The sequence below is a fragment of the Accumulibacter sp. genome (assembly GCF_023806625.1).
Lineage (GTDB): Bacteria > Pseudomonadota > Gammaproteobacteria > Burkholderiales > Rhodocyclaceae > Accumulibacter.
The window spans coordinates 47,584-70,879 of the sequence record NZ_JAMTDX010000099.1 but is presented as its reverse complement, the minus strand read 5'-3'; the positions used below and the strand labels follow the sequence as shown (position 1 = coordinate 70,879).

General features: G+C 67.6%; 20 protein-coding genes. 1 reads left to right on the top strand and 19 read right to left on the bottom strand.

Annotation, left to right across the window (positions count from 1 at the left end):
* The 10 genes from NFW05_RS16270 to NFW05_RS16225 form a co-directional block, all read right to left on the bottom strand.
* Positions 1 to 972 (bottom strand): SLC13 family permease (locus NFW05_RS16270; protein ID WP_295309345.1); only part of this gene is annotated, 972 nt, incomplete at its 3' end.
* A gap of 11 nt (positions 973 to 983) precedes the next feature.
* A complete protein-coding gene (locus tag NFW05_RS16265; RefSeq protein ID WP_295309342.1) occupies positions 984 to 2,009 on the bottom strand; it encodes an amino acid ABC transporter substrate-binding protein in 1,026 nt (341 codons plus the stop codon).
* A gap of 481 nt (positions 2,010 to 2,490) precedes the next feature.
* On the bottom strand, positions 2,491 to 2,931 hold the full coding sequence (locus NFW05_RS16260) for a hypothetical protein (protein WP_295309339.1): 441 nt from the start codon (positions 2,929 to 2,931) through the stop codon (positions 2,491 to 2,493).
* A 327-nt stretch (positions 2,932 to 3,258) separates the two neighbouring features.
* The gene (locus NFW05_RS16255; protein WP_295309336.1) at positions 3,259 to 4,575 is read right to left on the bottom strand and encodes a hypothetical protein; all 1,317 of its coding nucleotides are present in this window, start codon (positions 4,573 to 4,575) and stop codon (positions 3,259 to 3,261) included.
* A gap of 233 nt (positions 4,576 to 4,808) precedes the next feature.
* Positions 4,809 to 7,112, bottom strand: coding sequence for a penicillin-binding protein 1C (pbpC, locus tag NFW05_RS16250; protein WP_295309333.1), 2,304 nt, complete (start codon positions 7,110 to 7,112; stop codon positions 4,809 to 4,811).
* A gap of 19 nt (positions 7,113 to 7,131) precedes the next feature.
* Positions 7,132 to 12,306 carry an MG2 domain-containing protein gene (locus tag NFW05_RS16245; protein WP_295309330.1) on the bottom strand — a complete coding sequence of 1,725 codons (5,175 nt, stop codon included), beginning with the start codon at positions 12,304 to 12,306 and terminating at the stop codon, positions 7,132 to 7,134.
* A 118-nt stretch (positions 12,307 to 12,424) separates the two neighbouring features.
* Positions 12,425 to 13,243, bottom strand: coding sequence for a symmetrical bis(5'-nucleosyl)-tetraphosphatase (locus NFW05_RS16240; protein WP_295309327.1), 819 nt, complete (start codon positions 13,241 to 13,243; stop codon positions 12,425 to 12,427).
* Positions 13,244 to 13,500: 257 nt separating this feature from the next.
* Entirely contained in the window at positions 13,501 to 14,502 is a 1,002-nt protein-coding gene (gene galE / locus NFW05_RS16235; RefSeq protein WP_295309324.1) for a UDP-glucose 4-epimerase GalE, read from the bottom strand.
* Between the two features lie 119 nt (positions 14,503 to 14,621).
* The gene (locus NFW05_RS16230) at positions 14,622 to 14,927 is read right to left on the bottom strand and encodes an H-NS histone family protein (RefSeq protein WP_295309321.1); all 306 of its coding nucleotides are present in this window, start codon (positions 14,925 to 14,927) and stop codon (positions 14,622 to 14,624) included.
* 216 nt (positions 14,928 to 15,143) lie between these two features.
* On the bottom strand, positions 15,144 to 15,725 hold the full coding sequence (locus NFW05_RS16225) for a flavin reductase family protein (protein ID WP_295309318.1): 582 nt from the start codon (positions 15,723 to 15,725) through the stop codon (positions 15,144 to 15,146).
* A gap of 121 nt (positions 15,726 to 15,846) precedes the next feature.
* Between NFW05_RS16225 and mutY the strand changes: the two genes are divergently transcribed.
* Positions 15,847 to 17,034: an A/G-specific adenine glycosylase gene (gene mutY, locus NFW05_RS16220; RefSeq protein ID WP_295309315.1), complete on the top strand. Its 1,188-nt coding sequence runs from the start codon at positions 15,847 to 15,849 to the stop codon at positions 17,032 to 17,034.
* 203 nt (positions 17,035 to 17,237) lie between these two features.
* On the opposite strand, the gene NFW05_RS16215 is transcribed toward mutY, so the two are convergent.
* From NFW05_RS16215 to NFW05_RS16175, 9 genes are all read right to left on the bottom strand, one after another.
* A complete protein-coding gene (locus tag NFW05_RS16215; protein ID WP_295309312.1) occupies positions 17,238 to 18,452 on the bottom strand; it encodes an MFS transporter in 1,215 nt (404 codons plus the stop codon).
* Positions 18,453 to 18,513: 61 nt separating this feature from the next.
* Positions 18,514 to 18,864, bottom strand: coding sequence for a type II toxin-antitoxin system RelE/ParE family toxin (locus NFW05_RS16210; RefSeq protein ID WP_295309309.1), 351 nt, complete (start codon positions 18,862 to 18,864; stop codon positions 18,514 to 18,516).
* Positions 18,864 to 19,142 (bottom strand): type II toxin-antitoxin system ParD family antitoxin, encoded by a 279-nt coding sequence (locus NFW05_RS16205; RefSeq protein ID WP_295309307.1) that lies wholly within the window; start codon positions 19,140 to 19,142, stop codon positions 18,864 to 18,866. The genes NFW05_RS16210 and NFW05_RS16205 overlap by 1 nt, the downstream gene beginning before the upstream one ends.
* 95 nt (positions 19,143 to 19,237) lie before the next feature.
* A complete protein-coding gene (locus tag NFW05_RS16200; protein WP_295309304.1) occupies positions 19,238 to 19,828 on the bottom strand; it encodes an LON peptidase substrate-binding domain-containing protein in 591 nt (196 codons plus the stop codon).
* The gene (locus tag NFW05_RS16195) at positions 19,825 to 20,445 is read right to left on the bottom strand and encodes a flavin prenyltransferase UbiX (protein WP_295309301.1); all 621 of its coding nucleotides are present in this window, start codon (positions 20,443 to 20,445) and stop codon (positions 19,825 to 19,827) included. The genes NFW05_RS16200 and NFW05_RS16195 overlap by 4 nt, the downstream gene beginning before the upstream one ends.
* 91 nt (positions 20,446 to 20,536) lie before the next feature.
* Positions 20,537 to 21,037 carry a Gx transporter family protein gene (locus tag NFW05_RS16190; RefSeq protein WP_295309351.1) on the bottom strand — a complete coding sequence of 167 codons (501 nt, stop codon included), beginning with the start codon at positions 21,035 to 21,037 and terminating at the stop codon, positions 20,537 to 20,539.
* 169 nt (positions 21,038 to 21,206) lie between these two features.
* The gene (locus NFW05_RS16185; RefSeq protein ID WP_295309298.1) at positions 21,207 to 21,734 is read right to left on the bottom strand and encodes a DUF3124 domain-containing protein; all 528 of its coding nucleotides are present in this window, start codon (positions 21,732 to 21,734) and stop codon (positions 21,207 to 21,209) included.
* Positions 21,735 to 21,826: 92 nt separating this feature from the next.
* On the bottom strand, positions 21,827 to 22,510 hold the full coding sequence (locus tag NFW05_RS16180; RefSeq protein WP_295309296.1) for a fumarylacetoacetate hydrolase family protein: 684 nt from the start codon (positions 22,508 to 22,510) through the stop codon (positions 21,827 to 21,829).
* A gap of 25 nt (positions 22,511 to 22,535) precedes the next feature.
* A complete protein-coding gene (locus NFW05_RS16175; protein ID WP_295309293.1) occupies positions 22,536 to 23,282 on the bottom strand; it encodes a Nif3-like dinuclear metal center hexameric protein in 747 nt (248 codons plus the stop codon).
* Positions 23,283 to 23,296: the final 14 nt, after the last annotated feature.

Here is a 23,296-nt window from a genome sequence, read left to right as displayed (position 1 = left end):
CACGAAAGCCACAGGAATCAGGTCGGCACCAAACCACTGGTAGACCCGGATCGACAGCCCTTGCAGCAACTCGGTCTTGATGAAGGCCTGGACCAGCGTGAAGATCGCGCCGAGAAACAGGATCGTCTTCCAATCGACGTCGCGGATCACGTCGCCGACCGGTTCGACGCGCACGCCATAGACCAGGAGCAGCGCCAGCGCTGCGGCGATGATCGCGACCTGTGGCGGGACGATGCGCGTTGGCAGGTGCTCGCCGACCATGAACAGGGTCACCATGAGCAGCAGAACGAGCAGCGACAATACCAGGAAACCGGGTCGCTGGATGGGAACGGGTGGGTGTTCCTCCGGCAGGGTGATCCGCGCCGCCCAAATCTTCGGAAACAGCAGTGGCAGCAGCGGCACGACGGCGACCACGGCCAGCAGCCCCCCCAGGCTCACCATTTTCAGATAATCGGGGAAGGAGAGCCCGATCGCACTGCCAACCAGAAAGGTGGCGGGGTCTCCCACCAGGGTGAGCATTCCCGCGGCGTTACTGACGATCGCCGTGATCAGCAGGGGTCCAACGAAATCGACCTTGAGCGCCCGGCAGACGCCGACGATCACCGGTGCCACCAGGATGACCGCGGTGGCATTGGGCAGGACGGCGCACATGGGCGCAACCAGCGCGACGATCAGCAGAAGCAGCCGCTTGCCGCTGCCCCTGGTGGCGCGCAGGAACAGATCGCCGATTCGCTCGAAGATTCCCGTCTTGCCGATCACCCGTGCCACCACCATGCCGCCGAAGAGCAGGGAAAGCGGGCCACCAGCGGTGTGCACGATCGGGATCAGATCGCTGCCTTCGAGGATCCCGAAGGCGATCAGAGTGCTCACCCCGAGCAGTGCGGCGACCACCATGTCCACAAGATCGAAGGCGATGCAGAGGATGACCGCGGTAAAGACGGTGATGGTCAGATTGATCTGAAAGTCTGTCATGCGGGCATCATTCAGTCGATCGGTGGCGAATAATGGAGTCCACCATTCGTCCACAGCCGGTTGAGACCGCGCTCGATCTTCAGCGGGCTGTTTGGCCCGACGTTGCGCTCGTAGATCTCGGCGTAGTTGCCGACGGCCCGCAGGGCCCGGATCCCCCACTGAGGCTCGATCCCCAACGCCTGGGCGATGATCTTGCCCTCGTAGGGGTCCTGTCGCAGCAGTGGGTTCCTGTTTTCCTTGATCTCCTCGTCGAGCCGGTCACGGGTGACGCCGTATTCCTCGCCCAGGATCAGGATGTTCAGAACCCAACGGATCACCGTCGCCCACTCCGGATCGCCGCTCCAGACGACCGGGCTGAGCGGCTCCCTGGAGATGCGTTCGGGGAGGATCACGAACGACCCTGAATCACCCGGGGCACGCAGACGCATGGCCGCCAGTTCGCCTGCGTCCGCAGTATAGGCCTGGCATTGGCCGGCGAAAAAGGCTGCCGCCGTCTTCTGGGCCGAGGCCATGAGCAACGGCTTGACCGACCTGCCCTTGGCCTTGAAATAGGCCTCCAGGGTACGCTGGTGCGTCGTTCCCTTCTCGACGCAGATGGTCGCACCGTCGAGGTCGGCGAGTGTCGCAATCTTGGCGGCGGCCGTGACCATGAAACCTTGGCCATCGTAGAAGAGGATACCGGGAAAGCGAACTCTCAGCACGGCCTCGCGGGTGAGGGTCCACGTGGTGTTGGCCAGCAACAGGTCGATCCTGCGTGTCTGCAGTGCGGGAAAGCGTGCGGAGGCCTGCAGCGGCACGAAATCCACTCTTTCCGGGTCGTTCAGCACGGCCGCGGCCACCGCACGGCAGAAGTCCACCTGCAGTCCGCGCCAGTAGCCATTGGCATCGCGCTCGGAGAAGCCGGGAACGTCCTCGCTCACCCCGCAGCGTAGCTGCCCACGCGACTTCACACCATTGAGGACCTCGGCGGCCTCGACCGGCGGCAACGCCGCGAGCAGCAGAACCAGCACGGCGGCACAGCGAACAGCCAGTTTCATCCGGGGCCTCCGAAATTGCAGGGCGGTGGATCGATTCGTCGTCAGGTCTTCCAGGCGGATCAAACCGGCCGATGCAACCTGGTGCAGGACCTGCACGGCGCGGCTGATCGTGGCCCCGCGGGGGCGAACGCGGGGAACGCAGGTTTGCCCTTCGGGGATTACGCGCTGCCAGCGGTCACCATCATGACGGCTGCAAGGTCGATACTACCCAAGGCGCACCGATCATGCAACGGTGTATCGCGACTCGGGCCGCATGTGCAGCGTTCGTGTCCTGTACCCGTTTCGGCAGCCCTCGCGATCCGCACTGCCCTCAAGCCGCTTTGCAGCCAACGCTCCGCTCACCGCAAAGTCCGACGCGAGGCACCCGTTCCCCAGGGAAGAAGCGCAACCGCGCGCCGGCGTGCGATACAGGTGAGTGGCAGGCGAATCGTTGCTGGCGAGGCCGCCGTTTCGTGGACCGACTGCCGGCCGCAGCCATTGCTCAGGAGCAGGTGGTCCGCAGGCGCCGCAAGGACTCATTGGCCTTGGGAAAGTTGGCCGGGTTCTCGTCCGGGAAGTAGCGCTGGCCCTTGGGTATCTGCTTGCTGCCCGGCGGTGGCCACCCGCGCACCGCGATGACCCCCGGAACCAGACCGGCCAGGTCTATCCTGCCTTTGTCGACGTCTCGCTGGCAGACAAACAAGACGCCGTTGGCGGCGACCACCCGATCGCGCACAGCGGCGAGCGGTCCCGCTGCGGTCAGGGAGAGCGCGGCGGTTTCGGGTGGTATGGACAACAGAAAGAAGCGCCGGCCACGAGGGTTTTTTGCCATTCCCTGCTCGGCCGCCACCTGGAAACTGAAACCGTCACCGGCGATGTAAAGACCGCCTTCCGATTGCGCGGACACCGTCCCCGGCAAGGCAGCGACGCTGATGCTGGCCACGAACCTGACGACCTGCGATCGCCAGGAACATCGTTCATTGGAGCGGGACACGGGCTACCTCCTAAGCGCCGATCAGAAGAGAGCAAGAATAGGAAATCCAACCACCATTCGGCAAGTGCGCTTGCAGCGCATCATCAGCCGTGAACTTCCGGTCAAACTTGCCTCCGGGTCCGGCAACGCCGGTTGCCGTGTCATCGCGTCCTCCTCTGCTCACTCCCGTCGGATTGGCGAACGGCACCGTGTGATGAGGTTTTCGAGGACATTGGAGCGAACCCCCCCGATGGGTGAACGGCCCTGCGCCGAGCCGACGCCGTTGATCGTCGCTGTTCAAGGATCGCTGGCCGAACTCGATGCGCCGGGAACGCAGTCCCGGCCGACCGGCCGCGTCGCGGCGCACGCTGGCGCCAGCACCCGATCGTCGGCCGCGGCCGCCGGGGGATCGTCCAGCGCGGCAACCCATCGGCTGATCTGGCGGTAGACGCGGGCGTCGGTGAGCAAGGCCATGTGCCCGAGCCGGCCCAGCGCCGCGGTCTGCACGTCGTCCGCGATTGCCTGCGCGGTGGCGCTGCCGAGCGTCACCAGCCCGTCGCCGAACAGCCGGCCAAAGCGGTGTTCGACGTCCTCGGCCAGGCTGCCTCCGAGAAAGCGATAGGCGATGTGCCGGGCTGTCGGATGCGCCTGCGCTGCGCCCGGTCCCTGCCGGAGATCGCGTATTCCCTGACTGCGCGCGGCGGCGATCCGGGCAAGCGGCAGAGTGACTTTCGATGCCTGCAGGGCCGAGGTGACCAAGTGGCCAAAGCGTTCGAGCGGTGAGCCGAGTTGCGGTGCGCCGAGGCCGATCAGCATGCGGGTCGCCTGCGGCCAGTTCATCCCGGTCGCTGCCGCATGCCCGCAGGCGGCGATCGCGACCAGGCCCCCCATGCTGTGGCCGACTATGATCATCTCGCTGTCCGGTTGCGGCCAGGCCGCGATCAGTCGCTCGAGCAGCACGGCGAGTTCGCGCGCGTTGCGGTCGATCGGCAGGCCGCTGTTGTAGCGCAGATGCAGCGGCGTGTAGCCGAGATCGGCCTGCAGTTGCCGCGCGAAATCGACTTCCGCTGCGCCGGCGGCGGTCGAGCGCGGCCGCCACGAAGACTCGTCGCAAGCCAGACCGTGGATGAAGAGGCAAAGTCGCCGGCCGGTGTCCGGCAGGGCGGCGCGCAGCGAACCGCCGTCCAGGGGCAGAGCGGTGCCTTGGTGACGCAGGGTCATCGCGATGGCCAGGCGGTTGTCGGTGGCGGCGAGGTGATCGCCGAAGACGCCGTTCAGCGCGCTGTGCGCTCGCGTCGCGAGGCGGCCGGGCTCCTGGGCCGGTGCCTGCCGCAATCGCCGTTCCTCGATCACCGCTGCAGCGTCGAGCAGGACGCCGCTGGTGAGGTGAATCGCCTGGTAGACACCGCCGACGATCCCATCGTGGACGATTTGCACGAGCCTCGCCGGGCCGCCCAGAAGGGGTAGCCGGCGCAGGACGGAAAACGACCCGGTGGCGATCGTTTGATGCATCTCGCGCACGCGCGCCGTCGTTTGTTGTACTGCAGTCTTGGCAGCGTGGCTGCCGCCGGCACTCGGCTGCCGGCTGGCGGCCTTGGTGGTGAGCGGTGGCATGGGGGACGCCTTTCGCGTGGAGTATTGGAGCGGCTTCAGTATATGGCAGTGCCGCCAATCGAGGGGGATGATCGCCGGCAATCGGGCGGCAGACCGTCGCGGGTCGGCGGCGCGAGTCCAACGCCCCGGCGCGTACAGCAGGCGTCGTAGCCCCGGTCGACGTGGAGCGTGCAGGGAGCGTCGGCGAAGGGAAGCCACGTCGCGCCTGCGCGGTGATGAGTGCCTGGTCGGTTTCAGCGCACACTGATTTCGACCCGGTCGTGGCGACCCGAGTCGTCGAGCACGGTCAGCTGGTGTCGCCCGGGCTCGTCGAAGCGCTTGAGCAGTGCCCGTCCGGCCTCGGTCCGGCCGATCGGCCGGCCATCGAGCAGCCAGATCAGATCTTCTCGGCCACCGCGTGCTTCGAGGCGCAGTTCGGGCGGCGGGCCGCCGGCTGCCCGCCGGATCGTCTCACCGTCGCTGATCCCGACGATTCGCAGTCCGGCTTCGGGAGCTCGCGCGTGCCGGCAGTCGGCCGACCAGGCCGGCGGCAGCGCGCGCTCGCGCGTCGCGGTGTCGAGCCAGGGCTCGAGAGCCGCCGGCCAGCGGGCCATGGCGACCGAATGAACCTCGCCAGTCGCGCAGCCGCTGCGCACACGCTGTCCGTGCGCGTCGCGCAGGTCGGTGTACAGCGCGGGTCCATCGCGCAGACGATCGGGGAAGGTCGGCGGTGCGGTTCCGTTGAGCAACCAGGCCGTGCGTTCCTCGTGGCACAGGCCTGGCGCAGTGGCTTCGGCGCGCACGCCGAGTGGCCAGCAGATGCGCGCCGATGAAACGCTTGCTGGCGGCGTGCGCGCCGATGGCTGCGAGTCGTCGACTGCCGAGAAGATATCGATCAGCGTCGGCGCGGCGATGTTTGCCCCGAAGAAGCCCGGGTTCGGCGTGCCGTCGGGTCGCCCGACCCAGACGCCGACGGTGAACCGGTCGCTGACGCCGACCGCCCAGGCGTCGCGGAAACCGAAGCTCGTCCCGGTCTTCCAGGCGATGCCGCGGCGTACGCCGACCCCGCCGTCAACGACCCGCGCGACCGGCCCGCCCGATTCGAGCAGGTCGCGGACGACGAACGCTGCGCCTTCGCTCATCATCCGGGCCTCGCCGATCGGCTCGTCGGCCAGGTAACGCGGTCGGCCAGCGAGTCCGCCGCGGGCCAGCGATGCGTACGCGCCGACGAGTTCTTCGAGGCTGACCGCCGCACCGCCGAGGATCACGCTCAGGTTGGGCGAAGCGCCGCGCGGGAGTTCGAGCCGCAGTCCGCCGCGGCGCAGCAGAGCGACGAAGCGCTGCGGGTCGAGCCGTTCGAGCACTTCGACGGCCGGCACGTTGAGCGACCGGCGAAGGGCTTCGGAAGCGCTGACCGGCCCGCTGAAGCTGGCCTGGAAGTTGCCCGGCTGATACCCCGAGAACGACTGCGGGACGTCGGCGAGCAGCGATTCGGAGTGGATCAGGCCTTCGTCGAGCGCCAGTCCGTAGAGAAAAGGCTTCAGAGCCGAACCGGGGGACCGCTTCGCCTGGACCATGTCGACGTGCGCGAAGCGGCTGTCGTCGGAGAAATCGGCCGACCCCGCGTAGGCCAGGACTTCCAGGCTCAGGTTGTCGACCACCAGCGCGGCCATCGAAACTCGCGGCGGCAGAACATTCAGCCGTGCGGCGAGGAGTTGCTCGACGCTCTGCTGCGCGCCGGCGTCGATCGTGCTGGCGACGCGCGCAGCCTCGGGCCGTAGCCGCCGCAGGCGTTCGGCGAGCAGAGGCGCGAGCAGCGGCTCGCGGACGGTCTGGGCGATGACCGGTTCCTCTCTCGCCTCGCGGACGGCCGCTTCGCCCCAGAGCGGCCTCAGGCGCGCGAGGACCTTGTCGCGGGCGGCGCGCGCACGCTCGGGGTAGCGGTCGGGGCGGAGAAGCGACGGCGCTTGCGGCAGCACGGTGAGCAATGCCGCCTCGGCCGCGCTGAGGCGCAGCGACGGCTTTCCAAGATACGCGCGACTCGCTGCCTCGACGCCTTCGAGAACCCCGCCCATTGGCGCGAGGGCGAGGTAGGTTTCGAGGATCTCGCGCTTCGAGAAACGCAGTTCGAGCTGCACCGCGCGGGCGATCTGGCGCAGTTTGCCGGCCGCCGTGTGCGGGATCGGTTCGATCAGCCGGGCGACCTGCATGGTCAGCGTCGATCCACCCGAGACGATTCGCCGATGCACCAGCCACTGGCCGGCGGCGCGCATCAGCGACCACGGATTGACGCCGGGATGCCACCAGAAGCCGCGGTCCTCGTACGCGACGAGGGCCTCGAGGTAGCGTGGCGAGACTTCCTCGAGGCGTATCGTGTGTCGCCAGACGTGCGTGCGATCCGGGAAGGCGCGCAGCGGTGTGCCGTCGCGGGCGACGACGACCTGTGCCCTCGGCGCCGAGCCACCGCGTCGTGGCGGTGGCCAGAGCTGATCGGCGACGAGCAGCCCGGCCAGGACCCCGGCGAGCGCCAGCCGCAACACGCCCGGCCGCATGCCCATCAGTCCCCGGTATGGGTTCTCATGGTCTTGCCGACTGGGGAGCAGCGCCCTGGCCGGTAGCCGCAGCGTCACCGTCGCGGCCGTCGCTGATCTGCAGCAATTCTCCGCCGCCGGCGAGGCCCCAGATCTGTGGCTGGTACATGTCCTCGGCCCAGGTCGGCGGAACGACGAAGCGCCCGGGAGTGACGACCCGCACCCGGTAGAAGAAGTCCATCTTCTCGCTGAGTCTGGCGGCGACGACGAACCGGTCGTCACGGAACTCGACGTGGCGGATTCGCCCGTCCTGCATCGCCTGCCGCGGGTCGATGCCGCCGATGGTCACGACTGCCTGTTCGCCTTGGACGAGGTTGCTGTTCTCGATCTCGAGCCCGGCCGGGATGTGGTCGACGATCAGTGCGTTGGCGTAGCGCCCGGTCGTCCTGACCTGCAGCCGGACGACCGCGCTTTCGCCGACGCGCAGGATCCGGTTGCCCAGCGGCTGGCCATCGGCGGTGAACCATTCGCGCTTGAGGTCGAACGCATCCCGCCGGGCTGGTGGGACTTTCTGCGGGTTGCCGGAGTAGGCGAGTTCGACGAACAGCCGGTTGCCGCCGGTATTGCGGATGCGCATCCCGTTGGCCAGCTGGCTGGCTGACAGCGGCTGATACAGCGTGCCCGTCGTGCGTAGCGCGCGCGAATTGCCTTCCGCGCTGAGCTCCCCGGTCCACTCGCGTCCCGGCTGGGCGGCGAATGAGCGACCGAGCAGGAACAGGGCGAGCTTTTCCTGGGTGCTGAAGTACTGTCGGCCTTCCATCGCCGCGGCGACCTGGCTGACCAGGTTTTCTCGTCCCTCGGGGCGCAGCTGATGACGGTCGAGCAGGACCCAGATCATCGCCCAGTCGCGCAGATTGCTGCCGTAGTCGCCCCACCAGGCGTACTCGGGTCCGCTGCGCGGCCTGGCGATTCCCGCGTCGATCGCCTTGCTCGCGCGTGCCTCGTCGCCCATCAGCTTGAGAGCCAGACCGAGATGCACGAGCGACAGGCCGGAAGGCGCGGCGGCTGCCGATTCGTGCAGCTGGCGCAGCGTGGCCAGCGGCGCCCGGCCCTGGCGGGCGAGGACGTAGGCTCCGTAGGCGAGCACCGCGAAGCGACCGGACCCGGCGTAGCGTGGGTCGTTCCACACCGAGTTCGCGTTGTAAGTCACCGGTCCGGTCGGTAGGCCGGCGACACCCTCCTGCAACCCCTTGAGCAGGAAGTCGCCGGTTCGCCGGTCGATCTCGGGTGGCACGTCGAAGCCCTGTTCGCGCGCGTCGAGCAGGAAATTGCCGACGTAGGCCGACAGCCAGTACTGGTACTCGGCGAGGTTGCCCCACAGGCTGAAGCCACCACCCGGCGCCTGCATGCCGGTGAGCCGGGCGATCGCCTTGTCGATCAGCAGCGCGCGCTGGGCGCGCGTGAAAGGCTTGAGGCCGAACTGCGCGGCGGCGTTTTCGTCGATGAACAGATGCGGATAGGCGCTGCTCGTCGTCTGCTCGGCGCAGCCGTACGGATAACCGAGCAGCCCCTGAACGGCGCCGCGCACGTCGATTGGCGCGCGGTCCGAAATGGCCAGCGTCGCGCTGACGGTCTCGGGTAGCAGTCCGCCGAGTTCGGCATCGCGAAGTTCGGCGGTTTCGCCGGGGGCGATGGCCAGGCGACGGACCAGCGACTGGCGCGGCGTTGGCACTTGCACCGGCAAGGAAAAACTGCGCCGGATCCTGACCTGCGCGCTGTCCACGCGCACCTGGATCTCGGCGAGACCAGGCACGCTTCCCGCTTCGACCGGGATGTGCAGTGTGCGCTTCTCCTGGTCCTTCAAAGAGAACTGCTGTTCACCGTTGCTGATCAGCAGACCGTCGCGACTGCTCAGCGCGACCCGGACGTCCTGTCTGTTGCCCGAAAGGTTCTGCACGTCGAGCGCGAGGACGGCGTGGTCACCGACCGAAAGAAAGCGCGGCGTGGCCAGCTCGGCAATCAGCGGTGCGGCGACGGTGACCTCGGCCTCCTGGCTGCCGAAGCGATCGCCGCTGGCGACGACGGCCATCACGCGCAGACTGCCGTTGAAGTCGGGAATCGGCAGTGCCACTTCGGCCTCTCCCTTGTCGTCGAGCAGCAGTGGTCCGCTGAACAGATCGACGAGGCGCAGCTTGCGCGGCAGGCTGCGCGTTGGCTTCGGGGCCGCGTCGCCACCGAACTTCAGGCGGCCCTTCTGGCCGTCCATCTTCTCGATCAGCCGGCCATAGACGTCGTAGGCGTCGATCCCGTAGCGCAGTTTGGCGTAGAAGAAGCCGAACGGATCTGGGCTGACGAAGCGGGTGATGTTGAGGATTCCGGAGTCGACCGCCGAGACGGTGACCAGCGCCTTCCGTCCGCTCGCTTCGGGAACCTTGACCTTGATCTTCAGCGGCTGCTCGGGTTCGATCTTCTGCGGGGCGTCGACGCCAACCGCAAGCTTTCGGCTGCCCCGGTCGAGCGGCAGGTAGGCGATGCCCAGCGCGCGCGCAGGGGTCACCTTCTCGCCGCTGTTGCCCGGACGCAGGACCATCACCGTCAGGTAGAGATCATGGCGTTTCCATGCCGGGTCGAGCGGGATGTCGATCGTCGTTTCCTCGGCGCGGACGCTCAGCCGGCGCACCCACAGTCCGCGGTCGCCCTCGACGGTGACCAGCGCCTCGCCGGCATGCGGTGGGGTCATCGTCAGACGTACCTTCTCGCCGAGGACGTAGGCCGGCTTGTCGAGTCTCAGGGCAACCTGGTCCGGTCGGACTCCCTGGGTCTCGTCGTCCTTCGCCGACCATCCCGCGTAGAACCGGAAACGCAGCGTCTGACCGGTTTCGGGGTCGAGGATCTCGACCCGGTAGCGCCCGTACTTGACCGGCAGAGTCAGCTTGCCACGCCCTCCGGCAGGCGTCGAGACGTGTGTCGTGAGTACGAGTTCGTCGCTCTCCGAGAAGCCCGAGTGCCAGCCGCGCTGATCGTCGAAGCGCCAGTAGTAGTGGCGGTTCTCGCGGAACAGCCGGACGGGCAGCGCGTTCGCAGGCTTCAGCACAGCGCCCGGGTCGGCGCGCACGACCTCGAAGTCGGCCGGTGCGCCTTCGCGCGCGTACGAACCGACGAACAGCGGACGCACGCCGACGAGCACCGGCGCCGGCCACCAGGTGCGCTCGATGCTGCGCACGACCGGGCGGCCGCCGCTTTCGAGCAGGCTCAGCGTCGTGCGCACGGTGAACGGCGAATGGCGCCGGGAGAATCCCGCGATATCGACGTCGATCGGTGCCTTGCCCTGTTGGTCGAGCTTCGCTTCGGGCAACTCGGTGCGCGTACGCACGTTGTCTTCGTCGGAGTCGCCGAAAACGAAGCCGGGAAGTTTCTGGGACAGCGGATTGCGGTTGCGCTCGCCGGTGACCACGCCGAGCAGTCGATTGCCCGCCGCCGCGGCGCCATAGAGATAGCGGCCGCTGGCCTCGATCAGCCAGCGGGAATCGCCGGCGAGCCGCTCGCTGGACGTCGACAGGTCGAGCTTCATCCGCTCGGGGAGGAATTCCTCGACGCCGAACTGCAGGCTCGTCCCGGCCAAACGGGCGGCGGGGTCGGCGCGTAGCTCGAGGTTCCACGATCCGGTTGCCGCATCGACTGGCAGCTCGATCGCCTGCCGGTAGTAGCCGGCGACGTTCTCGTCGGGCCGCCAAGTCGAGGTCCACTGAGCCTTGCCGTCGGGTCGGCGGAGGATTGCCTGGATCGGTTGCGGGGGGACCGGCTGGCCGTCGGCGTCGCGCGCGATCACCGAAACCTCGAAGCGCTCTCCGGGCCGGTAGAGGTTGCGTCCCGAATAGGCGAACAGACGTACCGGGGTGTACGGCATTCCGGCGATGTCGAATTCGGCGAGATCGAGCGCCGGTTCCTTGAGGGCTATCAGCGAGATCTGGTTGCCCTTGCGGGCCATGACCAGCCGCGAGCCGCGAGGACGCTCGGCGAAGCTCGCGCGGCCGTCGCGGTCGGTGTCGCTGCTCACGAGGGGTTTTCCCTGGCCGTCGATCCAGCTCACTTCGACGTCCGGCTGGGCCCTGCCGTCGGTCAGCGAACTGACGTAGGCTTCGGCACCGCGGTTGGCGTACTGGCGCAGATGCAGGCCGAGGTCGCTGACATAGAAGTAGGTCGTCTGGTATTCGCCGCGGAAGCGGTTCGGCTGCGACATCACGGCGACGTAGACGCCGGGGTCGCGCAGCGCCGTGATGCTCTCCACGGGGATGAAGGTCACGCCGCGGCGGTTGGCTTTCTGTTCGGTCAGGAAGCGGCCGATGAAGGCGCTCTCGGTCAGCTTGTGGATCTGGTCGAGGTCCCAGCTGTACACGATGCCTTTGAGGCGCGTTCCGGAGTATCCCGGCTCGTCCATCTCGTCGCCCACTGGCACGTCCTGCTCGCTGCCCGAAACTCGTCCGCGCGCCGGTCCGGCGGTGACCATCTCGAGGAAGCGGGCGAGCTGATCGGGTTTGACGCGTAGGAACTGGATGTCGACCTCGGGTACGTTGACCGTGGTTACCGGCAGGCCGCCGCTCTGACCTGCCGGCAGGACCATTCCCCGGCTGGTGAAATAGAACGCCGGCGACATCGCCGCGGTGACGATCGAGAAGCGCACTTCTTCGTCGATCCTGCTCCCGTTGCGCGCGCTCAGTCCGGGCTGCACGCGGACGATGTAGCGGGTCTGTGGCCGGATGTGCGGAAAGAACAGAAGGCGGGGGTTCTCGCCGACCACCCAGGAACCGGCGACCGGCTTGCCGCCTTCAAGGGCCGTGTCTTCCGCGGCGCGGCTGCTCGTCGCCGCCCCTTCGCTTGCTGGGGATTCGCCTTCGTCCTCCTCGCCCTCACCCCTCGCGTCGGTCGCTGCCGGCGACCGTTTCGCGGTGGCAGGCATCTCCAGCACCTGGACGAAGCGGTCGTGATCGCCCTTCGCGTCGAGCGGCAGACTGAAAGAGAGCGCCAGCGCCGGAGAACCGTCGAGTTCGCGGTGCGCAGCGTCGAGCACTTCGAAGCGAATGCCGTCGCTCGCCGCATCGTCGTCGTGACGGCTCGCCAGATGTCCGACTGCGAGAAAGCCGGCGATCGCCAGCGCTGCGGCGATGAGCAGTGCGCGTACGGGCGTCAGTCCGCGTTGTCTGAAACGCCTCACGTTGCCCATGCCATCCTCCCCATCCGCCATCCCCCCAGCATTCTAGCAGCCGCCGGTCGCCAAGTGGCTGCCGCCAGAGTGGCCTGTGAACCGGCAGCCTCGCCGTCGGCCCGGCACAAGGGCGCGGTCACGCGGCGGCTTCGCCCGTCGAGCAATCGACCTGGAACAGTACGCGGTCTTCGAGCCGGATCGCCGTCAGGTGTCGGCCCCAGAAACAGCCCGAGTCGAGCGCGAGCAGATTGTCGTCGATGTGCAGGCCGAGCGCCGACCAGTGGCCGATGACCAGCACCTCGCTGGCGCTCCGTCTTCCGGGAATCTGGAACCACGGCAGGTGGTCGGGCGGGGCGCTCGACACCTCTCCCTTGGTCCGGAACTCCATTGCTCCGTCGAGCGAGCAGAAGCGCATCCGCGTCATCGCGTTGACGATCACGCGCAGGCGCGGCCAGCCTTCGAGGTCATCGCTCCAGGCGACCGGTTCGCTGCCCCACATGTTGGCCAGAAAGTCACGGTAGGCGGGGCCGCTGAGCAGCGTCTCGGCTTCGGCAGCAAGCTCGCGAGCCCGGGCCGTCGTCCATTGCGGCAGCAGGCCGGCGTGGACCATGCAGAACCCCGCTTCGCGGTGGCAGAGACGCTGTCTGCGCAGCCAGTCGAGCAGCTCGTCACGGTCGGGCGCAGCAAGGATCTCGTCGAGCGTGTCGCCCTTGTTGCGCCGCCCGAAGCCAGCCGCGGCCATCAGCAGGTAGAGGTCGTGGTTGCCGAGAACGGTCACCGCCGCCTCGCCCAGCCCGCGGACGAAGCGCAGCGTTTCGAGTGAGCGTGGCCCGCGGTTGACCAGATCGCCGACCAGCCACAGCCGGTCGCCTGAGGGGTCGAAATGAATCTTCTCGAGCAGATGCTGAAACGAGTCGAAGCAGCCCTGGATGTCGCCGATCGCGTAAGTGGCCATGGCCTCCCGAGCTCAGAGGTTGTGAAGGAATCTACTGCGCGGCCAATCTGCGGCTTTGCTCAGTCGCTCGCCCGACGGTCGGCTTTTCCCTGCTGGCCAGCTGCAGTGGCGCGCAGCATGCTGCCCGAAACCCCGCCTTCGCCCTGGCCCATCCGTTTGACAGGTCTCGTCGTTCGCTCCCGGAGGGAAAGCAAGGGACCGCCCCTTCCATCGCGCCTGGCCTATCGGCCTGCTCGTGACGATGTCTGTACGACCTGTCAGCCGGCCGACCGTTGCTGCCAGCGCCAGGTGTCGCTGCACATTTCGTCGATGCCGCGGTGTGCCCGCCAGCCGAGCAGAGCGGAAGCCAGTCGGGGGTCGGCGTAACATTCCGCGACGTCGCCTGGCCGTCGCGGGGCAATGACACAGGGTATCGGCCGGCCACTGGCCGCAGCGAAGGCACGAACCATCTCGAGCACCGAATAGCCGCGACCGGTTCCGAGGTTTACGCTCAGCAGCCCCCCCCGGTCGAGCAGGTAATCGAGTGCCGCGAGGTGGCCTTCGACGAGGTCCATGACGTGGATGTAATCACGGACACCTGTGCCATCGGCAGTCGGATAATCGTCTCCGTAAACGTTGAGGTGCGGGCGTCTGCCTTCGGCTACCTGGGCAATGTAGGGCATGAGGTTGTTCGGAATTCCGTTGGGTTCCTCGCCGATCAAACCGCTGTCGTGCGCGCCGACCGGGTTGAAGTAGCGGAGGCGGGCGATTCGCCAGTCACGGTCGGCCGCGGCGAGGTCGGCGAGCATCTCCTCGATCATCAGCTTGCTCGCCCCATAAGGGCTGGTCGCCGAACGTGGAAAATCCTCGCCGATCGGCACGCTCGCCGGATTGCCATAAACCGTTGCCGATGAACTGAATATCAGCGTCCTGACGCGGGCTTCGGCCATCACCGTGCACAGCGCGATCGCTCCGCCGACGTTGCAGTCATAATAGCGCAACGGCTGTTCCACCGACTCGCCGACAGCCTTGAGGCCAGCGAAGTGGATTACCGCGTCGATCGCCGCCGCGGCGAACACGCTGCGCAGCAGCGAACGATCGCGAACATCACCCTGGCAGAAGCTCGGGGCTTTTCCGGCAATCCGCTCGATGCGCTCGAGTACTTCGATGCGGCTGTTCGAGAGGTCGTCGACGATGGTTACCTCGTGGCCCGAAGCGAGCAGTGCGACGCAGGCATGCGAACCGATGTAACCCGTGCCGCCGGTTACCAGGATGTTCATGGGCTGAATGAGCCTTCACTGCGGCGCTTCAGGTCACGACATGCGCCGGACCTGAAGCGCCGCTAATCGACAGGGCTTGTCCGGGGCCTGGCCGCGCGCGACAAGGCTCGGCCAGGCAGCTAGACGAGGAATTCGTCGCGTGTCCGCCCGGACGCCTCGAGACTGGTCAGCCAGTTCGGCGCCTTGCCGCGACCCGACCAGCTCTCACCATTCGGCCCTCGATACTTGATCGCCACAGCCGTGCGCGCCTTGGTTGCCGGAAGCAAGCCGCCAGTCCGGAAGCCGAGGTCTGCCGCAGTCAGTCCGTGTTCGGCGATCAGCCGCTTTGCCTGGGCGATGGCCTCGGCCAGTTCAGCCTTGCGTGCCTCTTCTATTTCTTTTTCGAGCATTGCCCGCTGGGCAAGCAGCTCCTTGTAGGTGGCCATACGCTTCTCCTTGAAGAAAGCCGCTTTATACACCAAAAACTGATAATTGCAAGATGCCGCCGAGCCGCTGCCCGGATCGCCGATCGGGGAGTAAACAGGGATTATGGTGGTTTTCCGGATAACCGATCGGAAAGCCTGTGACAAACGCTCCGGGACGAGGCGGAGTATCCGTCGGGATGGGCCCGGCGCTGGCCGGTGGCGCGTTCGGCGAACCGCTCAGCGGTTATCGGCGCGCAGTTCGCGATAACGCCCTCCGTGGAAGACGAGCGGCTCGCTGGTCGCCCCGCGGGCAAAGCGCTCGACCTCCCCGACGAAGATCAGGTGATCGCCTCCGGGGTAATGAGCCGCGTTGCGGCATTCGAACCACGCTGCGCAGCCGTCGATCAGCGGCAGTCCGCTGCGTCCTCTGCTGATGCGGACCTCGTGAAAAAGCTCGTGGTCGCGGCTCGCGAAACAGTCGGAGATCCAGGCCTGGTCGAGGGCCAGGACATTCACCGCATAATGGCTGGCCTGGCGGAAGGCCGCGAAGCGTGGCGAGGCCAGGGACAGGCTCCAGAGAATCAGTCTGGGGTCCAGGGAAACCGAGTTGAACGAGCTGATCGTCACGCCGATCAGTTCCCGGCTTGCCGTGCTGGTGGTGACCACGGTGACCCCGGTGGCAAAGCTGCCGAGGGCATCGCGGAAGTCGCGACCGGGGAGTGTCTCGATCAGGCGCTGCGCAGCACGGTCGGGAGCCGCCTCGCGAGCGGCCAGAGCGTCCGCTTCGACAGCGTCGGGTGCATCGAGAGGAGGGCGCATCAGCGACTCCTGAAGTGCGCTGCGCCGCTGGTAGAATTCATCGTCAGCAATGATCGGCGAGTGGAACGATGGTCGGTGAAGCTTCGGTATCCGGCAAAGACCTCGCGCCGCCTTGTTCGCGATGCCCCGTCGCTTCCGTTCTGGCTTGCTGAAGGGTGGCGCCGGGGACGGCGTCCAGGAGACCGTCGAGCGAACGATTATCGCTGTCCGGTCAGCACCTGTCGAGACCGTCAGCCCGCAGGTCGGCGACGAGTTCTCGAAGCGGGTGATCGTCTGGCAAAAGGCCCATGGCCGTCACGACCTGCCCTGGCAGGGAGTCGGCGACGCCTACCGCGTCTGGCTGTCCGAGATCATGCTCCAGCAGACGCAGGTGCGGACGGTGATTCCTTATTTCCTGCGCTTCATCGAACGTTTTCCGGATCTCGAGACGCTCGCTGCGGCGCCACTGGAGGGAGTTCTCGAAGCGTGGGCAGGACTCGGCTACTACGCCCGGGCACGCAACCTGCACCGCTGTGCGCAACTGCTGCTCGTTCACCGGGAAGGAAAGTTCCCGGCTGATCCACTGGACAGCGCGGCCCTCCCCGGAATCGGCCGCTCGACCGCGGCAGCGATCAGCATCTTCGCCTTTGGCCGCCGGGCGGCGATCCTCGACGGGAACGTGCGGCGCGTGCTGGTGCGCTGCTTTGCCCGTGAGGGAACGGGGACTTCTCGGGGGCCGGGTACGCGGGAGCTCTGGGCGCTCGCCGAAGCGCTCTTGCCCGTCGACGACGTCGCAGCCTACACGCAGGGCATGATGGACCTCGGGGCGACGATCTGTACCCGCCGCAGACCACGTTGTGGCGTCTGTCCGCTGAGTGACCAGTGCGTCGCGGCCCGCGAGGGCCGGCAGGAGGAGTTGCCGACGCCTGCGCTGAAGCGATCGCGGCCGCTGCGCACGTCGCGCCTGTTGCTGCTCACCGATGGCCGGGCTGTGCTGCTCGAGCGACGTCAGCCGAGCGGGGTCTGGGGCGGCCTGCTGAGCCTGCCCGAGGCGGTCGCCGGCGAATCCGAAGACAGCTTCGTCGCGCGCCAGGGTTGCCGTCTCCTCGAATCCCGGACGCTGGCGCCGATCAAGCACGACCTCAGCCACTTTCGCCTGTGCCTCGAGGTCGTGCTCTGTGCAGTCGAACGGCTCGGGTCATCGGTCCGGGAGACCGGCGGCGAGTGGGTCGACCTGGCAGAAATCGACGGAGCGGCGCTGCCGGCACCGCTCGGAAGACTCCTCGCGTCGCTGTTTCCCGACTGCCGGTCGACTGCTTCACCGGGCTGACGCCGGCAGGGCTGCACGATTCGCGGGTCACGGCCACCGCGGCCATTCCGCTGATGGCGGATGGTCCGGACGGGAGAATCTTTGGCCAGGGTGCGGAGGGCTGCCCGAGCGCCGCCTGCGCGCGCTCCCGATGCCCTCGGCGAGGGCCACGCAGCGACGATCGAGCATCGTCGGCCGCGCACTTCGCCTTGCCCGGCGACGAGTCAGACGCGGCCCAGCGCAGGTCGCCGGTCGCTGCGGCCGATCGCCCACCGTCCGAAGCTCACGCCACAGGCCAGAGAGACGAAGCCGGCCGCCCACCCGGCCGTGAGGCTCCGGCCGAAGAGGTCGAGCGCCAGGCCGAAGGCCACCGGTCCGATCAGCGCGCCGATGAAGCCGACCGAAGAGTATAGGGCGAGCGCCGTGCCGCGCTTTTCGTGTGGCGTTTCGGTCAGCAGACCGGCGGTCAGTGCAGCCGAGTCGAGATTCATGCTTGCTGCGTAAACGAGGAGCAGTGGCACGAGCAGCGCGCGCGAGAGGTCTGCCGACAAGCCGACGGCCAGCGCCAGCGCCGCCGACAGGGGCATCACGCTGCACAACCAGCGACGACGTCCCCAGCGCTGCGCGCCCTCGTTGCCGAGGATACTCGCCGGGACGGCCAGGAAGGTCGCCGCCGCGGCGATCAGCCCCGGCAGCGCCGTCAAGGCATCGGGGGATCTCGCGTGCGTCCAGCTGACATAGGCGACGAGCCATGCCCGAAAGCCGAAGAGTTCCCAGTTGTGACCGAAATAGCCGCCGCAGTAGGCGAGGGTCCGGCGGTCTCCGAGCACGCTTCGCCAGCGGCCGCGCGGCACCCCGTTCTTGCCCGGAGACCCGAGGGGCGCGACTCCGAGCCAGATCAGGGCGACCGACAGAGCGGCGCAGACAGCCGCCGCGGCGAACAGCCAGCGCCAGGGCAGGAGCGCCCTGGCCAGTTCGATCCACAGATACGACGCTCCCGCACCGACCCCGAAGGTCGCCGTGTAGAAGGCCGTTCCGCGTGATTGCCGGGCTATCGGCAGCCGGTCGGTCAGTGCTTTCAGCCCGGGCATGTAGGTGCCGGCCAGGCCCAGACCGGCCAGCCACCACCAGGCCAGCGCCAGGGCATAGCCGTGGGCACCGGCGGCGAAGCCGGCCAACGCCAGGCCGGTCAGCGCGGCACTGGCGAGGTGGATCGATCTCGCGTCGACCCGGTCGGTCAGGCCGACCAGCAGGGGTACGGCGAGCAGGTAGCCGAGAAAGAAGATCCCGCCGAGCCAGCCGGCTTCGGTTGCCGAAAGCGCCCATTGCTCGGCAAACTGCGGGAGCAGCGAGGGAACGAGCGCGAAGCCAGCCATCGACAGGGCTTCGGCGCAGCAGAAGATCAGTACCAGGACGGCCGGGGAGCGCGCAGCAGACATATGCAGGAGGGGCACAGCGGGCACGCGGGATCATTCTCCGGGCAGCCTGGCGAGTCCTCGATCATTGTCGTATTCCGGACGGGTGTCGGCAGTCGACGCTGGCGTGCAGCAGGCGCAGCACGTCGACGAATCGCTGGCCCCTGATCGTCGTCGTGCGAAAAACGACGAGGTGCCGCACCTTGCCCGGTTGTCCAGCGTGCTCGATCGTCCGGATTGCACGGCCGATCTCGCTGCGCTCCATCGAGGCAGGAACCAGGGGATCGGCACACAGCTGCTCGAGGACGTCAGCGAGGGTTTTCGCGGCCGAGCGCGCGAGCGGCTCGCCCGAGTGTCTCGCAGTCCACCGCAGGATCAGTCGATAATCGTTCTCGGCGGCAGCCGACAGGCGAAGCGTCCACGGCGTGCCACCCACTATTCGCCGAGCACTCCGGAGGCGACCGTAGCCAGATGCTGAGCAAGTTCCGGCGCAGAGTCGAAGGCATGCAGGAAGCCAGCGTCGATGTCGGCGATGCCGATTCCGATCGCCAGGCGCAAGGCGGCGAGTCTTGCTTCGTCTTCCTGCTCTCGGCGCTCGACGAGCCGCAGACCTTCGCGCAGAACCTCGTCGGCATTGTGGTAGCGACCCGAAGCGACGAGTCGCTCGACGAAGCGCGCCTGATGTTCGGTGAGCACGATCTGGCAAACGGGCATGGGTGCATCGGGACGCGGACGATTTCCTTCGGCCAAGTATGCCACAAGCCGATTGGGACAGGCCTGAGACGCTTCCCGCTCGGCCGCCGGACGGCTCACTGGCGGATCAACGACAGGTGCTCCCTGAGCCAGCCGGCCAGAGCCCGGAGACGCACGAGCGGATCGTCGATTTCGAGAAGCTTCTGCCGGCTTTCGGCACTCATCGGGAGAAGTTCGGCCAGGCGATAGCCGACCCACGCTGCATCGTCGAAGGCGTGAGGCTCGGGGAGTGGCTCGGGCGCCATTTCGTCGGCCAGAGCCTGGAGCAGTGAGCGCAGCCCTGCTTCTTCGGGAGGCACGGGCTGCACCTGTGTTTCGTCGAGAATCCGCAGATCGCCGTGCTGCAGCCCGCCGCGGCCGACCGTCCGTTCGGCGATGCGGAAACGGCGGCCGCCGCGCACGGCGACGACCATGATGCCGAGTTGGGGGACATCGACATCGACGATGTGAGCGAGCGTGCCGACCGGATGGGGCTCCGCAGGCGGGCCGACTTCATTGCCGTCGCGGATCAGGCAGACGCCGAAAGGCTGATCGGCCCGCAGTCGTTCGGCGACCATGTCCAGGTAACGCTGCTCGAATACTTTCAGCGACAGGCGGCTACCCGGAAACAGCACGGTGCCCAGGGGAAAGAGCGGGATGCGGTTCATTGCCGGTCACTCTGCCGATCGCCCCAGCGCGGGACCAGCGAATGGGGAAGCCGCAACTGGTCGAGGATGCGGGCGACGACGAAGTCGACGAGTTCCTCGACACGCTGCGGGCGGTGGTAGAAGCCCGGGCACGGCGGCAGGATCAGCGCGCCGACCCGGGTCAGGCGGAGCATGTTCTCGAGATGGATCGCCGAGAGCGGCGTTTCCCGCGGGACCAGGATCAGCCGGCGACCCTCCTTGAGCACGACGTCCGCGGCGCGCTCGATCAGCGTCCGCGACAACCCCTGGGCAATCGCCGCGAGGGTGCCCATCGAGCAGGGACAGACGACCATCGCGTCGGGGGGGCTCGAGCCGCTGGCTAGCGGTGCGAACCACTCCTCGCGGCCGTGGACGGCGAGGACTCCGGGCCGGTTGCCAAGGCGTTCGCCGAGCAGCCGACGCGCGTCGCTGGCCCGCGAGGGCAGGTCGAGGTCCATCTCCTGCCGGGCGACGACCTGTGCAACCTGTGAGTAGAGCAGTTCGACGCGGCAGCCGGCGTCGAGGAGGCATTCGAGCAGCCGCAAGCCGTACGGCATTCCCGAGGCGCCGGTCAGCGCCAGGCAGACGGTTTCAGCCATGGATCCTTTCGTTGGCCCGGGCTGGCAGGCCCGAGAAGGATGGCGAAGAAATCGCGGCGAGCAGCCCCGCAGGGTCGGCCGCGCCGTCGATTCAACAATCTATGCCGAGCAGTCGCGCGGCGATCAGCCCGTTGATGATACCGAAAACGAGGGCTGCCGCCGCGAAAACCGGCACGAGGAGAAAGAGCGCGTCGTGGGGAATCAACCACCATCGGGCGAGTATCAACTGCCCGGCGATGTGCGCCAGAGCGGCGACGATGCTCCAGCTCACCGGCCCGAAGAACCGCGTCGGCAGGCGTGCGGCGACGGCCAGCGCCAACAGGCTGCAGACGGCGCCAGTCAGGCTCAGGAAGAACCCCGGGGCCAGGAAGTGCCCGAGCACCAGTCCACCTGCGAAAATGCGCAGCCCGGTGACCCAGGCGGCGGCCGTCCAGCCGTGTCGGGCGAGAACGACCAGCGTGACGATGTTCGCCAGGCCAGGTTTGACCCCTGGCAGGGGCATCGGGATCGCCGCGTCGATCAGCGATAGGGCGATCGCCGCGGCGGCCAGTCGGGCGATCCGCAGGTCGTCACGGGTTGCCGTCAGGCGGATCGACGGCGGGTCCGTCGCGGCCGGTGAGGCCGTGGCTCCCGGTTCGGGATGCAGCGGAGCAGCCCGCGGGTCCGGCTCCGACGAAGCAGGCGAGCGGGCGGCCAACCCGGCGTGTGTCTTGCGCGCTCCTGGCACGCTGGTCTGCTCGCGACCGCTTCCTGGCAAGTTCTCAGGGCTCCGAGATCGCCCGGCCACGAGAAATGAAGGCCACCGAGTAGCCCGCCTGGAAGCGGGAGTGGAGGGCTTCGATCTGTGGCGGCGAGACCGCGCTGTCGGCTTCCCAGCGTATCGCGTAGTTGGCACCCGAACCGCCGATGTTCTCGCGCGTCTCGATGAACAGTTCGAAGGTCCCGAACGGCGGGATGCTCGTCGGCCGGGTCACCGAATTGCGGATCAGCCGACCATCGGTGCCATAGTAGGGTGCAGCGACCACACGGATCTCGTTTTTCGGATCGGTGTTCCGGACGCTGACCAGAACCGAGAGCAGCGTATTGTCCGACTTGCCCGAGGAGCCGATGTTGCCGTGCCGGATTTCCGAATAGATCGGCACGTAGACCGTCTGTCCTTTCGAGGAGGGTTCGATTCCTTCGCCGAGTGTCGGCGTGAAGGCACCGGCCAGAGCCAGCGCGACGACTGCCTGGCGGGTCGATCCGGCGATGACGGTCGGCGAGGGAGGGGCGATGTGCCTGAGACTCACTGGGGCTCCTTTGCTGTCGAGGTTGGAATACGTTCCGTCGTGCGCTCGCGTCGGGCATATCGGCCAGCTCACGACGATGTCTTGACGCGCTCTCAGACGATACGCGCGATCAGCTCGCCGAGGCCGGCGACGCCAGCCTCGATCTGGTCGCCTCGGGCCAGCGTGGACACTCCGGCCGGCGTGCCGGTGAAGATCAGGTCGCCCGGAGCGAGAGTGACCAGGCCCGACAGGCGCGCGATGACCTCGGCGACGGACCACGACATCTGCCGGAGGTCGCCGTTCTGCCGCAACTCGCCGTTGACCCTGAGCCAGATCGCGCCGCTGGTTGGATGACCGGCGATCGACAGCGGATGGATCGGGCCGATCGGCGCACTCTGGTCGAAGCCCTTGGCCATGTCCCAGGGATGTCCCTTCTCCTTGGCCGCCTGCTGCAGATCGCGTCGGGTCAGGTCGATGCCCACCGCGTAGCCGAGCACCAGGTCGAGCGCGCGGGCGACGGGGACCTCGCGACCCCCGCCGGCGAGCGCAACGACCAGCTCGACCTCGTGCTGCAGGTTGGCCGTCGCCGGCGGATAGGCGACGGTGCCGCCGCCGGGGACCAGCGCATCGGCAGGCTTGCCGAAGAAGAACGGAGGCTCGCGAGTGTCGGCGCCCATTTCAGCGGCGTGATCGGCGTAGTTGCGCCCGACGCAATAGACCCGGCGGACGGGAAACAGGGCATCGCTGCCGGCCAGAGCTACGGCGACAGTCGGGGGTGGCTCGAAAAGATAGGACATGGCGGGTTCCTGATTCTCACCGTCACTAGACGGGGTTGTCGATATCGACGAACTGGCAGTCGAGGCCAAAGCGTTCCGCGAGATGTCCGGCCAGCGCCAGCACGCCGTAGCGCTCGGTGGCATGATGTCCGGCGGAGAGATAGGCGACTCCCGACTCGCGCGAGAGATGCACGGTCTGCTCCGAGATCTCGCCGCTGAGGTAGAGGTCGACACCGCTCGCGATGGCCTGTTCGAACAGCCCCTGCGCCGCCCCCGAACACCAGCCGACGCGGCTCACCGGGCGCTGGCGGTCGCCGACCAGCAGTGGCTCTCGGCGCAGTGCGCCGGCGACGCGGTCGGCGAGTGCTCCGACCGTGGTCGGCTGGTCGGGACGACCGAGCCAGCCGAGATCCTGCTCTGCGAAGCGGCCATCGGCGAGCCAGCCGAGTCGTCGTGCGAGTTGGGCATTGTTGCCGAATTCCGCGTGGTCGTCGAGCGGCAGATGATAGGCGATCAGGCTGATCTCGTCGCCAAGTAGCGTCTGCAGGCGGCGCTTGCGGATTCCGGTGATCCGGCCATCCTCGCCACGCCAGAACCAGCCGTGGTGCACGAGGATCGCGTCCGCGTCGCGGTGGACGGCCTCGTCGAGCAGCGCCTGGGTCGCCGAAACGCCGGCGACGAGGCGCCGCACTTCGCGGCGTCCTTCCACTTGCAGGCCGTTTGGGCAATAATCGCGGAAGCGTCCAGCGTCGAGCAGCTGGTCGAGATAGCGTGTCAGTTCCTCACGTTCCATTTGCCGGCTCCGGT

What these genes read in the sequence shown, in the direction of transcription:
- NFW05_RS16245 (WP_295309330.1), bottom strand. Translation starts at nt 12,306, where the DNA reads ATGGGCAACGTGAGGCGTTTCAGACAACGCGGACTGACGCCCGTACGC.
- mutY (WP_295309315.1), top strand. Translation starts at nt 15,847, where the DNA reads ATGCCCCGTCGCTTCCGTTCTGGCTTGCTGAAGGGTGGCGCCGGGGAC.
- NFW05_RS16240 (WP_295309327.1), bottom strand. Translation starts at nt 13,243, where the DNA reads ATGGCCACTTACGCGATCGGCGACATCCAGGGCTGCTTCGACTCGTTT.
- NFW05_RS16205 (WP_295309307.1), bottom strand. Translation starts at nt 19,142, where the DNA reads ATGCCCGTTTGCCAGATCGTGCTCACCGAACATCAGGCGCGCTTCGTC.
- pbpC (WP_295309333.1), bottom strand. Translation starts at nt 7,112, where the DNA reads ATGGGCATGCGGCCGGGCGTGTTGCGGCTGGCGCTCGCCGGGGTCCTG.
- NFW05_RS16230 (WP_295309321.1), bottom strand. Translation starts at nt 14,927, where the DNA reads ATGGCCACCTACAAGGAGCTGCTTGCCCAGCGGGCAATGCTCGAAAAA.
- galE (WP_295309324.1), bottom strand. Translation starts at nt 14,502, where the DNA reads ATGAACATCCTGGTAACCGGCGGCACGGGTTACATCGGTTCGCATGCC.
- NFW05_RS16195 (WP_295309301.1), bottom strand. Translation starts at nt 20,445, where the DNA reads ATGGCTGAAACCGTCTGCCTGGCGCTGACCGGCGCCTCGGGAATGCCG.
- NFW05_RS16180 (WP_295309296.1), bottom strand. Translation starts at nt 22,510, where the DNA reads ATGTCCTATCTTTTCGAGCCACCCCCGACTGTCGCCGTAGCTCTGGCC.
- NFW05_RS16200 (WP_295309304.1), bottom strand. Translation starts at nt 19,828, where the DNA reads ATGAACCGCATCCCGCTCTTTCCCCTGGGCACCGTGCTGTTTCCGGGT.
- NFW05_RS16265 (WP_295309342.1), bottom strand. Translation starts at nt 2,009, where the DNA reads ATGAAACTGGCTGTTCGCTGTGCCGCCGTGCTGGTTCTGCTGCTCGCG.
- NFW05_RS16255 (WP_295309336.1), bottom strand. Translation starts at nt 4,575, where the DNA reads ATGCCACCGCTCACCACCAAGGCCGCCAGCCGGCAGCCGAGTGCCGGC.
- NFW05_RS16225 (WP_295309318.1), bottom strand. Translation starts at nt 15,725, where the DNA reads ATGCGCCCTCCTCTCGATGCACCCGACGCTGTCGAAGCGGACGCTCTG.
- NFW05_RS16175 (WP_295309293.1), bottom strand. Translation starts at nt 23,282, where the DNA reads ATGGAACGTGAGGAACTGACACGCTATCTCGACCAGCTGCTCGACGCT.
- NFW05_RS16215 (WP_295309312.1), bottom strand. Translation starts at nt 18,452, where the DNA reads ATGTCTGCTGCGCGCTCCCCGGCCGTCCTGGTACTGATCTTCTGCTGC.